The organism is Phocoenobacter uteri (assembly GCF_900454895.1).
Taxonomy (GTDB): domain Bacteria; phylum Pseudomonadota; class Gammaproteobacteria; order Enterobacterales; family Pasteurellaceae; genus Phocoenobacter; species Phocoenobacter uteri.
The window spans coordinates 543,354-558,161 of record NZ_UGTA01000001.1 but is presented as its reverse complement, the minus strand read 5'-3'; the positions used below and the strand labels follow the sequence as shown (position 1 = coordinate 558,161).

At 35.6% G+C, this 14,808-nt stretch carries 12 protein-coding genes and 1 pseudogene; 6 read left to right on the top strand and 7 right to left on the bottom strand.

Translation table 11 applies throughout. The features are described 5' to 3' along the window. Positions 1-20 precede the first annotated feature (20 nt). Both DYE60_RS02445 and DYE60_RS02440 read right to left on the bottom strand, forming a co-directional pair. The gene (locus DYE60_RS02445; protein WP_115315052.1) at positions 21-533 is read right to left on the bottom strand and encodes an OmpA family protein; all 513 of its coding nucleotides are present in this window, start codon (positions 531-533) and stop codon (positions 21-23) included. Between the two features lie 502 nt (positions 534-1,035). Continuing rightward, entirely contained in the window at positions 1,036-1,608 is a 573-nt protein-coding gene (locus tag DYE60_RS02440; RefSeq protein WP_115315051.1) for a VOC family protein, read from the bottom strand. A gap of 179 nt (positions 1,609-1,787) precedes the next feature. On the opposite strand from DYE60_RS02440, the gene DYE60_RS02435 reads away from it, so the two are divergent. Next, positions 1,788-4,433 carry a YadA-like family protein gene (locus DYE60_RS02435; RefSeq protein ID WP_115315050.1) on the top strand — a complete coding sequence of 882 codons (2,646 nt, stop codon included), beginning with the start codon at positions 1,788-1,790 and terminating at the stop codon, positions 4,431-4,433. 465 nt (positions 4,434-4,898) lie between these two features. On the opposite strand, the gene DYE60_RS02430 is transcribed toward DYE60_RS02435, so the two are convergent. From DYE60_RS02430 to DYE60_RS02410, 5 genes and pseudogenes are all read right to left on the bottom strand, one after another. Beyond that, positions 4,899-5,900, bottom strand: a complete 1,002-nt coding sequence (locus tag DYE60_RS02430; RefSeq protein ID WP_115315049.1) for a YeiH family putative sulfate export transporter — start codon at positions 5,898-5,900, stop codon at positions 4,899-4,901. A 28-nt stretch (positions 5,901-5,928) separates the two neighbouring features. Continuing rightward, positions 5,929-6,366, bottom strand: coding sequence for a ribosomal protein S18-alanine N-acetyltransferase (rimI, locus tag DYE60_RS02425; protein WP_115315048.1), 438 nt, complete (start codon positions 6,364-6,366; stop codon positions 5,929-5,931). Next, positions 6,363-6,779, bottom strand: a complete 417-nt coding sequence (locus tag DYE60_RS02420; protein ID WP_115315047.1) for a DNA polymerase III subunit psi — start codon at positions 6,777-6,779, stop codon at positions 6,363-6,365. Before DYE60_RS02420 ends, rimI begins: the two co-directional genes overlap by 4 nt. Before the next feature lie 97 nt (positions 6,780-6,876). Further along, entirely contained in the window at positions 6,877-7,740 is an 864-nt protein-coding gene (locus tag DYE60_RS02415; protein WP_115315046.1) for an LEM-3-like GIY-YIG domain-containing protein, read from the bottom strand. A gap of 143 nt (positions 7,741-7,883) precedes the next feature. Then, a pseudogene (locus tag DYE60_RS02410) lies at positions 7,884-8,330 on the bottom strand (5' nucleotidase, NT5C type); the annotation flags it as partial. A gap of 221 nt (positions 8,331-8,551) precedes the next feature. On the opposite strand from DYE60_RS02410, the gene rsmC reads away from it, so the two are divergent. The 5 genes from rsmC (at position 8,552) to DYE60_RS02385 (ending at position 14,806) form a co-directional block, all read left to right on the top strand. Continuing rightward, positions 8,552-9,553 (top strand): 16S rRNA (guanine(1207)-N(2))-methyltransferase RsmC, encoded by a 1,002-nt coding sequence (gene rsmC / locus DYE60_RS02405; protein ID WP_115315044.1) that lies wholly within the window; start codon positions 8,552-8,554, stop codon positions 9,551-9,553. A gap of 258 nt (positions 9,554-9,811) precedes the next feature. Beyond that, positions 9,812-10,390, top strand: a complete 579-nt coding sequence (gene yihI, locus DYE60_RS02400; RefSeq protein WP_115315043.1) for a Der GTPase-activating protein YihI — start codon at positions 9,812-9,814, stop codon at positions 10,388-10,390. A gap of 8 nt (positions 10,391-10,398) precedes the next feature. After that, positions 10,399-10,836, top strand: a complete 438-nt coding sequence (locus DYE60_RS02395; RefSeq protein WP_115315042.1) for a DUF2489 domain-containing protein — start codon at positions 10,399-10,401, stop codon at positions 10,834-10,836. A 124-nt stretch (positions 10,837-10,960) separates the two neighbouring features. Then, positions 10,961-13,297 carry an LPS assembly protein LptD gene (gene lptD / locus DYE60_RS02390; RefSeq protein WP_424450095.1) on the top strand — a complete coding sequence of 779 codons (2,337 nt, stop codon included), beginning with the start codon at positions 10,961-10,963 and terminating at the stop codon, positions 13,295-13,297. A gap of 84 nt (positions 13,298-13,381) precedes the next feature. Further along, a complete protein-coding gene (locus DYE60_RS02385; protein ID WP_115315041.1) occupies positions 13,382-14,806 on the top strand; it encodes a replicative DNA helicase in 1,425 nt (474 codons plus the stop codon). The last annotated feature ends 2 nt before the right edge of the window (positions 14,807-14,808 follow it).

Here is a 14,808-nt window from a genome sequence, read left to right as displayed (position 1 = left end):
AAGTCATTGCTTTACTATCATTATTTTTTATCTGCTAATTTTCTAATGCCTTCTATCTTCACGATAACTCGACGATCTGGTTGTAAACATTCCGTTAGTTTATGTTTCGGAGAAACACCATAACAACCATCGGTTACTGGCTCATTCTCTCCAGCACTATCTACACTAATTTGTGTTTGAATTCCATGAGACTGTAAATACGCCTTAACTGTTTCTGCTCGGTTTAACCCTAACGTATAATTATAATCATCACTACCTAAACGATCGGTATGACCGACTAACGCGATTGCATTAACGTGTGTATATCCGGTCATTAACTTATTCGCTAAATCATCAAGTGTTGCCTTCCCTTTGGCTAACAAGTCATCTTCTGCGTATTTATTAAATTTAAATAATGCATCTGCTGCAAGATTTATCTCTTCTTGCACAGGTTGGTGTTCATAATTACATTGAATATTTCTATACTGATAACTACTACATCCCACAACTAAGCTTGCTAGACCTAATAGTAATACTTTACATTTGACATTCATTTATGTGCTACTCCTCAAAAATACAGCAAGACCATTTGCTATATTCATACTAATCTTATTTACTCAAAACATTCACAAAATAATCACATTCTCTACATGATTCAAATTATAATCGCAAATATATTATCGGTTTTAAGTACATTAAATCAACTACTTACTTTGAATTTATGTCGAAATTTTCCTTAAAATTCAAAATTCAAAATTCAAAATTCAAAATTCAAAAACTTGACCATGTACTAGCTCTACAGTGTATCAAATTTTAATCATTTATACAAAAAAGATTAAAATTTGTTATAAAAAAATAAACAATTATTTCCTATTTATTATTAAAAACCGTCAAGCTTGCTCAAAAAAAGCACTAAAAGACTTCTTTTTGTTCAAGTTTATTATGCCTAATAGCCAAAACCTATTATTACAATTTACAAGATTATTAACATATTTTTTCAGAAAAATTTGCAAAAAAGCGATTAAATTTAACCGCTTATAAAAGGATACTAAAATATTAAGAAATCACTTTTTCAAGTGTATAAGGATGGATTTTTATACAAGTATGATTCTCTGTTGAATCAACAAAACTAACGGCAATAGATGGATTAGGTAATTGCTCACCATCCACTTTAGGTTCGCTAACTTTTACTTTTAATTGAGGATTTTTATGCCATAGAAAAGTGGTCTGAATTCGTTCACACCATTGTTGCGTAGTTTCATTTTCAACAAAAGGCATCACAATTTCAATATGCTCTAGCCCCTCAACAGGATACGTTTTTCCTTTTGGAAAAGGCAATTCGATCACATCTACTTTTTGATTTGCTATTATCAACGGCTCATTTAATTTTATGATATAAATTGGACGCCCATTCACCATATTATCACTAATCACTTTTCCGTATTTTAATAATGTTACTAAGCATAATTGTGCTGTTTCTTTTTGATTCAATCTGATTGCTAAATGGTCAATTTGATAATTATTCAGTGAAACTCTCATCACTTTTGCTAATTTTTTAATTTTTTCTTCAAAAAGTGAAAATTTTTTAAAAAAAATTTCATTTTGTTCAAATAATAGTTTATGTTTCATTTTTTAGATATAGTTTAAAAAAAGAACAATATTATGACACAAAACCATATAAAAGACTAAACTTTATTAAACCGCCTCTAAAAGAGATCAAAAAAGAAACTTGCTTTGTGTATATTTGCAACAAAAATAACCATTGTATAATTTCGCCGCTTAAAATCCACTCAAATCGGAGGCAAATTATGAACAATAATCGACATGTTATTTTTAAGTATAAAAATATTCCTTTATATATTCCACTATCAGCTTTATTGTTAAGTAATCACGCAATGGCAGGAACGGGATCCGTGCTAAATCCAGTACAAATAGAGAAAACAGAATGGGAAGCACTAAAACAAACTGTTCAGTGGAATAGCAACAGTATTAGCTATATTCAGAAAGAGTCCAGAGAATCTCCTCTTCAAATGACAGATAAACGGAAAATAGATTCTCAAAAAATTGATCTTGGTGGAGGAAGTGCAATAAAATCAGGAACAGTATATGGCGGATATAACGTATCACTTGGTGCTTATAATCATATTTCTGAATATGATGATGATGTTGTGCGTTCTACCGCGTTAGGCTATCAAAATAGTGCAACAAATAATGATGCGGTTGCAATTGGCTATTCATCATCAGCGCAAGGGCAGGGGGCTTTAGCAATGGGAGGATGGGCGAATAAAGATACTATACAAGACTCTTGGTATCGCTACGAAACCAGACCTCGAGCCGCCATTCCCCAAAAAGCAGAACGCCATTCTGAATTTGAAAAAGGAGGAACGGCATTAACGCGAGGCAGTATCGCCATTGGTGCTGGCACAGTGGCAGGTAAAAAACATACGGATAAAGCAGAAAAACAAGAAGAAGCCGTTGCTATTGGTTATTTTTCACAAGCTACAGGACACGAAACCTTAGCCATCGGTTTTGACTCTGTTGCGAGTATCGACGGAGGGATCGCCTTAGGAGCTGATTCAAGAACCACCGTAGATAAAAATATAAAAGGCTATGGCTACGATCAAGCACATCAAAATAGAACCACAAATAGCACCGAAGAAGAAGCTGCTTGGCAATCCACGCGAGGGGCACTTGCTATTGGGAATGCACCAATGGGCGTCACACGCCAAATCACAGGCGTAGCAGCAGGAACAAGAGATTCCGATGCAGTAAACGTTGCCCAGCTTAAACTTGCAATGGAAAAAGCCGCAACCAACACACCAATTGAAAAAACAATATTAACCAATGGCACAGGCACAACGGTTTCAGGTACGGGTACGCAAGCCGATCCTTATAAAGTCGCGATTGATTTTGGCTCAGTACAACAAGGCGATACAAAAGCGGTAAAAGGTGGTGATGTGTTTAATGCCATCGAAGCCGCCAAAGAAGAAGTAAAAAGTGGCAAAGGTATCAAAGTTACCTCAAAAACAGTTTCGGGCAAAGGCAAAGAATTTACGGTTTCTCTGGATGAGGCTACGCAACAAGCCTTAGCCAATGCTCAAAACAAACTAGATAAAAGTGCAATCCAAAATATTAGAGGCAATGGCATCACCGTAAGCGGAAATGGCAATCTCACCGATGGTGATGTCACACTTGGCTTAGCAGACAACGCCGTTACCACCGCAAAACTCGCAAATAATTCGGTGACAACAGAAAAACTCGCCGATAAATCCATCACTGAAGCCAAACTCTCTGATGAAACAGTGCGAGCTTTTAAACAAAAATCCGTTGAAACAGTGTCAAAAGGCGATGGCGTTACTATAAAAGCAACGGATGGTACAAATGGCAAAGATTATAAAATTTCCGTTAACGTTGATGATGAAACCATTAAAGTCATCAATGGTAAATTAAAAGCCATTGGTGATGGACAGGCTTATACAGCAGGACAAAATATTGAAATTAAAAATCACGTAGTTTCCACAAAATCAGAAGTCTCTTTTGATAAAGTTGCAGTGGGTGATGTCGCTATTGAACGCAACGGAATCAATGCCGGCAATAAAAAAATCTCTCACGTTGCAAATGCGACAAATAATGATGATGCCGTAAATTTAGGACAGTTAACAGAAAAACTCTCAGCTAAATTGGATAAAACCGCATTACATTCTATTAAAGGCGACGGAATCAATATCACCAATAATGGAAATCTAGCCAATGGTGATGTTACCCTGAGCCTTGCCAATAAATCCATCACAGAAGCCAAACTCTCTGATGAAACAGTGCGAGCTTTTAAACAAAAATCCGTTGAAACGGTATCAAAAGGCGACGGCGTTACTATAAAAGCAACGGATGGCACGAATGGCAAAGATTATAAAATTTCCGTAAATGTTGATGGTGAAACCATTAAAGTCATCGATGGAAAACTGAAAGCTGTGGGTGATGGGCAAGCCTATTTTGCAGGCAAAAACATTGAGATAAAAGATCATGTTATTTCTACAAAATCCGATGCATCTTTTGATAAGATTGCGGTAGGTGATGTCGCGATTGAGCGTAAAGGGATCAACGCGGGCAATAAAAAAATTACTCACGTTGCCAATGCCACCCAGCATTCTGATGCTGTAAACTACGGACAATTACTCTCAAGCAATCAAAAGATCTATCAAACGATCGATAAAGTGGATAAAAATGCCCGAGCGGGGATCGCAGGCAGTGCGGCAATGGCAATGCTCGCCCATCCGATGAAAAGTGGCGAAGGTATAATTAGTGCTGGCGTGGCTTCACATCGTGGAGAAACCGCATTAGCCGTCGGCGTTTCAGCGTCATCGGATAACAGTAAATGGATTGTGAAAGGTTCTCTTGCCGTCGATTCAACCTCTCACACCACTGTCGGTGCATCAGTAAACTATAAATTATGGTAGAGTGATCCTATCAATTTCAAAAATAACATCGCCCTCAACATCATATTTGAGGGCGATTTTTTGCAAAATCTTAGAAAAAAATGACCGCTTATAATATGGTTTGTATTGCTAGGTTTACGATAAATCCGCCAACAATAAGTCAAATCAAACAAACATTTCCAAAATAGTGAGAAATTTCACACCTGTAAATTATGATGAATTACGTCTTATAAACCTCAAAAATAAAACCGCCCTCAACAATCTCATTTGAGGGTGGTTTTTTGCAAAATCTTAGAAAGAAATGACCGCTTATAATATGATTTGCATTGCTAGGTTTACGATAAATCAGCCAAAGCGAATATTTCCAAAATAAAAATGCTATATCAGTAAATGATGGTGGGTTACGTCCATCAACCTAAAAATAAAAACGCCTTCAACTATCACATTTGAGGGCGTTTTTGCAAAATCTCAGAAAAAAATGACCGCTTATAATATGGTTTGTATTGCTAGGTTTACGATAAACCCGCCAACAACAAGCCAGACTAAAACGAGTGTGCCTAAAATAAAGGGCTTCACGCCAGCTTGTTTTACGGATTCAATGCGGGTTGTTAAACCTAGTGCCGACATTGCCATCATCAGTAAAATATTATCCAGTGTAATCAATAGTTCAACTAGCGATTGCGGAAGTAATTCCAATGAATTAAACAGTGCCACACCGATAAAATAGACCGCAAACCACGGGATCATAATTTTATTTTGACGGTTTTCTTTGTTTAAAAAATAAGATAAACCAAATAAGAATGGGGCTAGCATCATCACGCGGATCATTTTAGTAATCACGGCATTATCTGCGACCGTTGCACTGATATTTCCACCCGCTGCATAAACTTGAGCCACTTCGTGAACCGAAGAGCCGATATAAATCCCAAATTGGTGTTGAGATAAATATTCCGCCAAATAAGGGTACATTATCGGATATAAAAACATACTGATTGTGCCAAAAATCACAATCACGGCAATCGCCACAGCAACCTTATGGGATTCTGCTTTCACCACAGGCTCCGCTGCCATTATCGCTGCTGCCCCACAAATACTACAACCCGTTGCGGTAAGTTGTACAATTTGTTTATCCATTTTTAGTAGATACACCCCCAACCATAACGTGATGAAAAAGGTGCTAATCAACATAATCGCATCACTTGTGATCGCATTTATGCCGACAGAATTGATATCCGTTAAGGTAATTTTAAAGCCATACAATACAATCCCCGCTCGCAACAATGTCCCTTTGGATAAGATCACGCCTTGATTGGTGTAGGATTCAATTTTTGAAAAAAACGTATTGCCCATCGCAATCCCGATCACAATCGCAAGGGTTAAGGCTGAAAAGTGGATTTGAGTGAAAAAAGTAGTTTTTTCTAACACACTAGAAATAACGGTGATTATGCCGACAAGTAATAATCCGAATAGTGTATTTTTATATTTCATTTTTATCATTTCCATCGTTGTTACAAAACTATAAATACAACGCCATTACTACCGCATTTTCTTTGCCGCCGTCAGGGGTGGGATAATAATTTTTACGAATATCCACTTCGACAAAATCTAAGCTTTGGTATAAGCGGATTGCATTTTGATTACTTTCTCTTACTTCTAACCATAGCGTGATAATATCTTGTTGTTTTAATTGTGAAATTAACTCACAAAGCAACTGTTTGCCATAGCCTTTTCCTTGAAATTTTGGATCGATGGCGATATTAAACAACGTCGCTTCATCTAAGGTTTTATGGCAAATCGCAAAACCGACAATCTGATTCTGCTCGGTCAATTTTAAGTTTAGATAGCGTTCGCCTTGATTATTCAGTAACGTACCTTTTGACCAAGGGACAAGATGGGCGTTTTGTTCGATTTCAAATAAAATGTCAAAATCGGTTTCTTGAATTGGGGTTATCATAATCTCTCTTTTGGTTCACAAAATGGTTCTATCTGTTGCCAAAATTGGCGTTTGTTGATTGAAATAGCAAGATCTTGCCAACTATTATTTTTCCAAGCGACTAAATCTGCAAATTTTTCAGTTAAAATGACCGCTTGTTTTTCTGGCTGTATCATCCATAAAATCGGTTGATGATCAAAATTCAAACGTAACGATTGTTGAAAATCCACCCATTGATATTGCTGTTTTGATAGGTGTAAACTTTGTAAAATATCTTGAAACAGTCTGCTATTTTGATGATCGCTCTCACAAATCACGACTAATTTCACCTCTGCGGACAACCTAATTTGGGCATCGCCCTTTAAAACTTGCGGTTTTGTGAGTACCCATTGGGTAATATTCATCTCATTTAAGAGTAAATCTCGCCTATTCATCACTATTCCTTTTTAGAATCTATTTTATTTTTAAAATAAAAACGCTAATTAACGCCTGATAGTATAAGGGATCTCTTCGCTTTTTAATATTCAAAAGTTAATTTTTATATGAGTTACCACAATTTTTATAGGTAATCGGATTTTGTGGTGCTTTGTAATCTTGATCTTTTGAATAAGTTGTTTTATTAACAAGCACTTGATAAATGTCAGAATCCGCCGTTAATATTTCCCCCTCAAAAAACCAACGCCCTTTAATTTTGGTTAATCGTTCTTGTTTCTGTTGCTCTGTTAAATGTGAAAGATCTTCTAACTTTTCTAAATCAGCTAAATTTGTCGGAGATGCTAGCCATTTTGAGATTTTATAAGCCGCAATTGTCCAACCACGATAAACAGCAACGGCATAAATAGCGTTATTTCGGTTTTTTCCGACAACCCAATATTTACGTGTTCTTTGATAAATTTCTTGCTCACGCTCACTTTCAGCAATCTCACCGTTACGCATCGCTTTTTTTAAGTCGTCATATCCACGATTGATAGTAATCAAAATAATCGGCAAATCTGTTTTTAATTCTTGTGGATCATATTGTTTATATAATTCAGAGAGGCTCATTAACCCTCTTTGATCGGAATGCGTGCCACCTTGTCTATTGGTTAATGGCTTTTGACTTGGTTTAACAATTGAAAGTAAATCAATAGCCAAAGCCTCATATTCTAAGGCTTGCACTTCATCTTGAATATTGTGTCTTAAAATATAATATTTAGGTTCAAAGCCTGCTTGTTGAATTTCTTTAATAAGTTCAAGTTTGTCGCTGGGTTCAAACTTCTCTTTTTCAGCCCCTTTAGCGTGCTGAAAAACGCGATCACCCGTGCCTTTTCCCACATAAAAAATATTGTCATCGCGTGGATCAACTAAGCAATAAATATAATATTTAATTTTTTCTATTATTCCTGTCGAGAACATATAACCTCCCTTTGATTTCAATCTTTGACACAATCGAAGCGGTCAAATTTTTAGTAAAATTTGCAAAAAATGACCTAACCTACCGAGTATTGCCACATTTTACAAAGATACTATTTTTAATCCGTTTTTCACTTCTTTTAAAGTAAATAATCTAACACACTTTGCCAGTTTGGAAATTTGTCTGTTCCAAAATGAATATGTTCGCCTGTAAATTTATCCGCTCCATTGCGTAAACGATCATCAATAAGATAATCGCCCATATTCAAATTTTTATGGTGCGAAAGAATTAAGCGTTTATATAACACGCTATCACTTTCTAAGCCAAAATATTTTTGGATCCATTCTATCTTATCCGTCCAACACGAGGAGTTATACCAAGTCGCCGTTGAAAGCACATAAATATCGTATTTTTCCGCTAATTTATGCACTGCTTCAATAGCATTTGGCATCGGATCCATCAGTCCAAAAATACCTTCTACATCGTCATAATGACCGTCATATTCAATCTGTGTTTTTTGATCGAGTTTTGCAATACCAGATGCAAAATCGACAAGGACATTGTCCATATCTATATATACAATTTTTTTCATAAGTTACGCTTAATTTTATTTGTTAGGAAAATTATCAGAATGATAAGGGGGGATGCAAGATTTGCAATGTTGTGATTTTAGCATAAAAATTAAGCTTGTCAGGACTTATAAAGCACAAAATTCGGCAACAATAGAATAAAAATATAAAAAGAGAGAATGAAATTAAACGTAAAATAGGTACAATGAGCGTCGTAAATTTTAAATTAGAATAAAGGAACAAAATGTTATCAAGCGAAAGTGAAGTTCTATCACGCCATCTAGAACTCTTTGAAAATAAAAATGTGCTACTTTTTGGCTATATGAAAGATCAATTTGCCCAAAAAATCCGTTCACAAGCAAAAAATGTGGCGGTTTTTAGCAGTTATTTTGATTTTGTCAGTCAGAATAAAGGTGTGGAATTTGGGGTTGAATGCAATCAGCAAGCGGATTTAGGAGTGTTTTATTGGACAAAGAATAAACAAGAGTGTCAATTTCAATTATTACAATGGCTTTCAACGACGAAGGTTGGGCAAGAATTGTTAATTATTGGCGAAAATCGTAGCGGAGTGCGTTCAGTTGAGAAAATCTTATCTGATTTTGGGCATATTGCAAAAATCGATTCAGCTCGCCGTTGTGGGTTGTATCATTTTGAATTAACCACTGTACCCGATTTTAATTGCAAAAAGTTCTGGAAATCTTACCGCTTACCTTTTGCTGATTTAACGATTGAAACGCTTCCTGCTGTTTTCAGTTCTGCCGATTTAGATATGGGGACAAAATTATTGCTTTCTACTTTTAATAAAGCGGACGGTATTAAGGGTAAAACCTTAGATTTAGGCTGTGGTGCAGGTGTGATTGGAGCGTTTTTAAAACAATTATTCCCTAAAATTAAGCTGACGATGTCAGATATTCACGCAATGGCATTGCAATCTAGCGAACAAACCTTAAAAGAGAATAACTTAGAAGGAAAAGTGGTTGCGAGTAATGTTTTTTCACATATTGATGAGCGATTTGATTTAATCGTGTCTAATCCGCCGTTCCACGATGGCATTGATACCGCGTATAAAACCGTTGAAAATTTAATTATTGATGCGAAAAACCATTTAACGCGTGGCGGGGAATTACGTATTGTGGCGAATAGCCATTTACCTTATGAAGATTTGTTAGATCAAGCCTTTGGCTCACATCAAATTCTCGCACGAACAAATAAATTCAAGGTTTATTCCGTAAGAAATTTTAAATAAAAATCAATAAATTAAGTGAATGATGGTAAGGGAGGATTGAATGAGCGTAGCGAATGGCATATCCTCCCATTTCATTCTAAAAGTAAGATCACAGGAGCATATACGCAATAAATTGCTAATGCCCCCTTACAATAATTAGCAATAATACTCTTTTACAACTCAAATTTAATTCAAAAGATAACGGCTTTTATTCCTCTATCGTTGTGACTATGCTACAATCCACAATCAATTTTTATATAACACAGACAAAAAATAACTATGGCTCATAAGAAAAAAACACGCAAAATCAGTGATATTATGCCTGCTCGAAAAGGCGAAAATAATTGTACTCTTAACTCGTGCAGAATCAGTAAAAAACAAAAAACACGTTACGAACTTGATGCTCAAGCTCGTCTTGATAAGAAAAAGAAAAAGCATAAAGGATTAAGTTCTGGTGCACGTCATAATGTCATCACAGAAAATCAAAAAACGCAGCAAGAGAAGAAAGATCCTCGTGTTGGTAGTAAGAAAAAAATTCCGTTAATGGTAGAATTCGTGAATAAACCTGAAAAAGGTAAAGTGATTCCGCCAATGAAGAAGGAATTAAAACCAGCACCAAAACTTGCCCCTGAAGTTGAATTAGCACAATTGGAAGATAACGAATGTTTACACCAATTACTTGACGATATTGAAAACGGTAAGAAAATTTCAGCGGAAGATCAAAAATTTGTGGATGAATGTTTAGATCGTATCGATGAATTGATGTCTGAATTGGGAATCAATGATGAGGATGAAAAAGACGATGACTATGCGTTGCTTCGTCAATTTGAAACCGCTAACTTAAATGAATATCGTTAGGAAAAATAATGTTTAGATTTTTTGTTATCATTCTGGCAATGCTAATTATTTTAGCACTTGCCGGCTATGCGTTATCGCTTTTTTGGAAATTACGTAAACAGCAAAAATTTATTCAAAATGCACAAAAAGAACGCTATTTAAACATCAAAAATAGCGTTGATATTATTGCTAAATCAATGCTTGCCGATCAATGTAATTTATCGGAAGGCGTACGTCGTTTAAAGCCTTTGTTAGATGTTTTAGGGCAACCAAAATTAAGTCAATTTAATGCGATGTGGGCGTTGTTTAAAGTGGTTGAGGATATGCCGATTTTAGAAGAACGTAAAAAATTGGCTCGCAATCAACGAATGAAGCTTGATTTAGAGCGTGAAGATGCTGAGATGAAATATCAAGATGAAATCAAGCAAGAGTTACGCAAGCTACTTATTGAAATAGAACAATTTTAAGTACTAACCTTAATTAAAATACCGTTAAAAAATAGTTTATTGATTCAGAATATTTGTTTACATTTTGATATTTCTTCAAGAAATGTGACTAATAACCATTTCTGCGAATTATTTAGGAATAAAAATGATGAAAGATTACCGTTATACACTCCTCTCTCTTGCGATTATGACTGCGTGTGCTAGTCAATATGCGAATGCTGATTTAAAAACCCAGTGTCGCTTAGGCATACCTCATTTTTCAGGTCAAATTGAACAAGGAGAACCTGAAACGTTACCCGTCTATATTGAAGCAGACAAAGCGACAATAACAGAGCTTAAAGAGGCTGTATATTCAGGTAGTGTTCTTATCAAACAAGGTAACCGTACGATTAACACGCAGCAGTTTACTGTATCGCAGAATCCACAAAATAATCGTTTTGCAACCTTAAATAACTCTTTTAAATATCAAGATAACTATATTCGTGCCACAGGAAAAAAAGCGTCAATTGATTTAGCTGGTAGAAAAGCAGATTTATCCAATGTTGATTATCAATTAGTAGATAAACAAGGGCGTGGTTCAGCTGAAACAATATTACTACGCGATCAAGTTCGTCGTTTAAAAAATGCAACTTATACAGCTTGCTTACCGAGTGATAATGCTTGGCAAATTGATGCAAGTGAGATGACACAATATATTGATAAAGAATATGCAGAAATGTGGCATGCTCGTCTAAAAGTGGGTGACGTGCCTATTTTTTATACCCCTTATTTGCAAATTCCATTAGGTGATCGCCGTCGTACAGGATTGTTAATGCCAAATTATAGCCATTCAACCAAAACTGGCTTTACATTCCATATTCCGTTTTATCTGAATATTGCACCAAATATGGATGCAACTATCACGCCGACCTACTACTCTCGTCGTGGCTGGCAAATTAGCCCTGAATTTCGTTATTTGACACAATTAGGGCAAGGAACGATTGCTGGCGAATATATGAAAAAAGATCGTTATGAAGATTGGGCTGATAAAAACCAATCTCGTCATCTTTTCTACTGGAAACACAATGCAAGTTTCCTCTCTGATTGGCGTTTAAGTTTAGATTATACAAAAGTAAGTGATAAACAATATTTATCACATTTTGATTCTTCATATGGGGATAGTACCGATGGGTATGTCACACAAAATGTGAAATTTAGTTATCATCAACCAAATTACAATCTCTCTATCGCAGGTAAAAAGTTCCAAATTTTTGACACAAAAAATGGGGCAAAACCTTATCGTGCATTACCGCAAATTGAGTTCAATTATTATAAAAATAATATTTGGAAAAATGCTGATTTTAGTCTCTTCTCACAATTAACTCATTTTGATAATGATAGTAAAGAAATGCCGACAGCGTGGCGTTTACATATTGAACCAAAATTAAACCTACCATTAAGTAATAACTACGGTAGCGTTAATTTTGAAACTAAACTTTATGCAACACAATATTGGCAAAAAGCAGGAAAAGAACAGAAAGATAAAATTAAATCTCACGTTACTCGTGTGCTACCACAATTTAAAGTAAACTTTCAAACAGTGTTAGAATCAGACACACAGCTTATCTCTGATTTTATTCAAACTTTAGAGCCACAAATTCAATATTTATATCGACCATATAAAAATCAATATGATATCGGTACAACGCAATACCATAGCTTAGGATTAGGTTATGATTCAATGCTAAGACAACAAGATTACTTCTCTTTATTTAGCGACCGTCGTTACAGTGGCCTAGATCGTATCGCATCAGCAAATCAAATCACTATTGGTGCAACAACTCGCTTTATGAAAGAGACCACAGGACAAGAATATTTTAATTTAAGTTTAGGACAGATTTATTATCTTTCTAATTCTCGCATTGATGATTCAAGCCCAAATAGCAATACAGATCGTTCTACATCTTGGGCATTAGAAACCAACTGGCGATTTAATAAAAACTGGAACCTAAATGGTAGCTATCAGTATGATACTCGTTTAGACGAAACCTCTTTAGCTAACCTTGCATTACAATATAAGCCGCAAAATGACAAAGTTGTGCAATTTAATTATCGTTATGCAAGCCAGCATTATATTGACCAAAACTTACGCTCTAATCAATATGGACAAGATATTAAGCAATTAGGTGTCGTTTTAGGTTGGAATATTAACGATAATCTTTCTATTATGACAAGTCATTATCAAGATCTTGCGTTAGATAAATATGTAGAAAGCCAACTTGGTTTAACTTATAACACCTGCTGTTGGAAAGCGACAAGTTACATTTCACGTCACTTAATCCCAACACCAAATGGTGAGCGAGACGATCCAACTGATGTTTATTATGACAATAGCATTGGAGTGAATTTTGAACTTCGTTTTGGCTCAGGCTATAACACTGGCGTATCAAAAATGCTTAAAAAAGGCTTGATTCCTTACACCGAAGAATTTGATATCAACTAATAAATTATAGCGGTTAAATTTTAATTAAAATTTGCAAAACTTTATAAAAATTTGACCGCTTATTGATCTAAATAATAAAAAATTATGAGCGAATACAAGAAAAAATCCGACGATAAACGAATTGAGCAAATCAACATTGCCCCTCATTCTTTAGAAGCTGAGCAAGCTGTACTAGGCAGTGTAATGCTAGATAATTCTTGCTGGACAGAAGTTTCTGAAAAAGTACAAGCCAGTGATTTTTACAATTATGCCCACCGCATTATATTTGAACAAATGCTTGAGCTTGATCGTAATAATCAACCTATTGATATCATTACGCTTGATGAAACCCTTAAAAATAAAGGTGTATTAGATGATGTCGGTGGTTTTGCTTATCTTGCTGAACTCTCAAAAAATACGCCAAGTGTGGCAAATATCCTCACTTATGCTGAGATTGTGAGTGAAAAAGCAATTTGCCGTGAGTTAATTTCAGCAAGTAATAAAATTGCAGAAATGAGCTACAATCCAAAAGGAATGCCTGTAACAGAAGTGCTTGATCAAGCTGAAAAAGCCGTATTCCATATCGCAGAAAAACGAACGTCTAGCGATGAAGGTCCTAAAAAGGTAACAGATATTTTGGCTGCAACATTAAATAAAATCGAAGTGCTTTCACAGAGTAATAATAATGGGGTAACAGGTGTTTCATCAGGTTTTACTGATTTAGATAAACGTACTGCAGGTTTACAGCCATCGGATTTAATTATCGTTGCTGCTCGTCCATCAATGGGTAAAACAACCTTTGCGATGAACTTATGTGAAAATGCCTCTATGATTAACGATGAAGAAGGAAAGCCTTGCAAACCTGTTCTCATTTTCAGCCTTGAAATGCCATCGGATCAAATTATGATGCGTATGCTCGCTTCACTTTCAAAAGTGGATCAAACTAAGATCCGTACAGGGCAATTAACCGATGATGAAGATTGGGCAAAAATTTCAAGTACCACCGCAATTTTACAAGAACGTAATAATATTTTTATTGATGATAGCTCAGCTTTAACACCATCTGAATTACGTTCTCGTGCAAGACGTTTACACAGTGAGCGTGGCGGACTAAGCTTAATAATGGTCGATTACCTTCAACTAATGCGAGCACCAGGATTTAGCGATAACAGAACCCTTGAAATCGCTGAGATTTCACGTTCATTAAAAGCCCTTGCCAAAGAATTAGAAGTCCCTGTTGTGGCTCTTTCTCAGTTAAACCGTAGCTTGGAGCAACGTGCTGATAAACGCCCTGTAAACTCAGATTTGCGTGAATCAGGCTCTATTGAGCAAGATGCCGACTTGATTATGTTTATCTATCGAGATGAAGTTTATCACGATCAATCTGAACTAAAAGGCATTGCTGAAATTATTATTGGTAAACAGCGTAATGGTCCGATTGGTAAAGTTAAATTGGCGTTTAATGGTCAATTTTCTCGCTTTGATAATCTTGCACCAAGCTCTTACAATAATTATTACGATGACGAATAAGG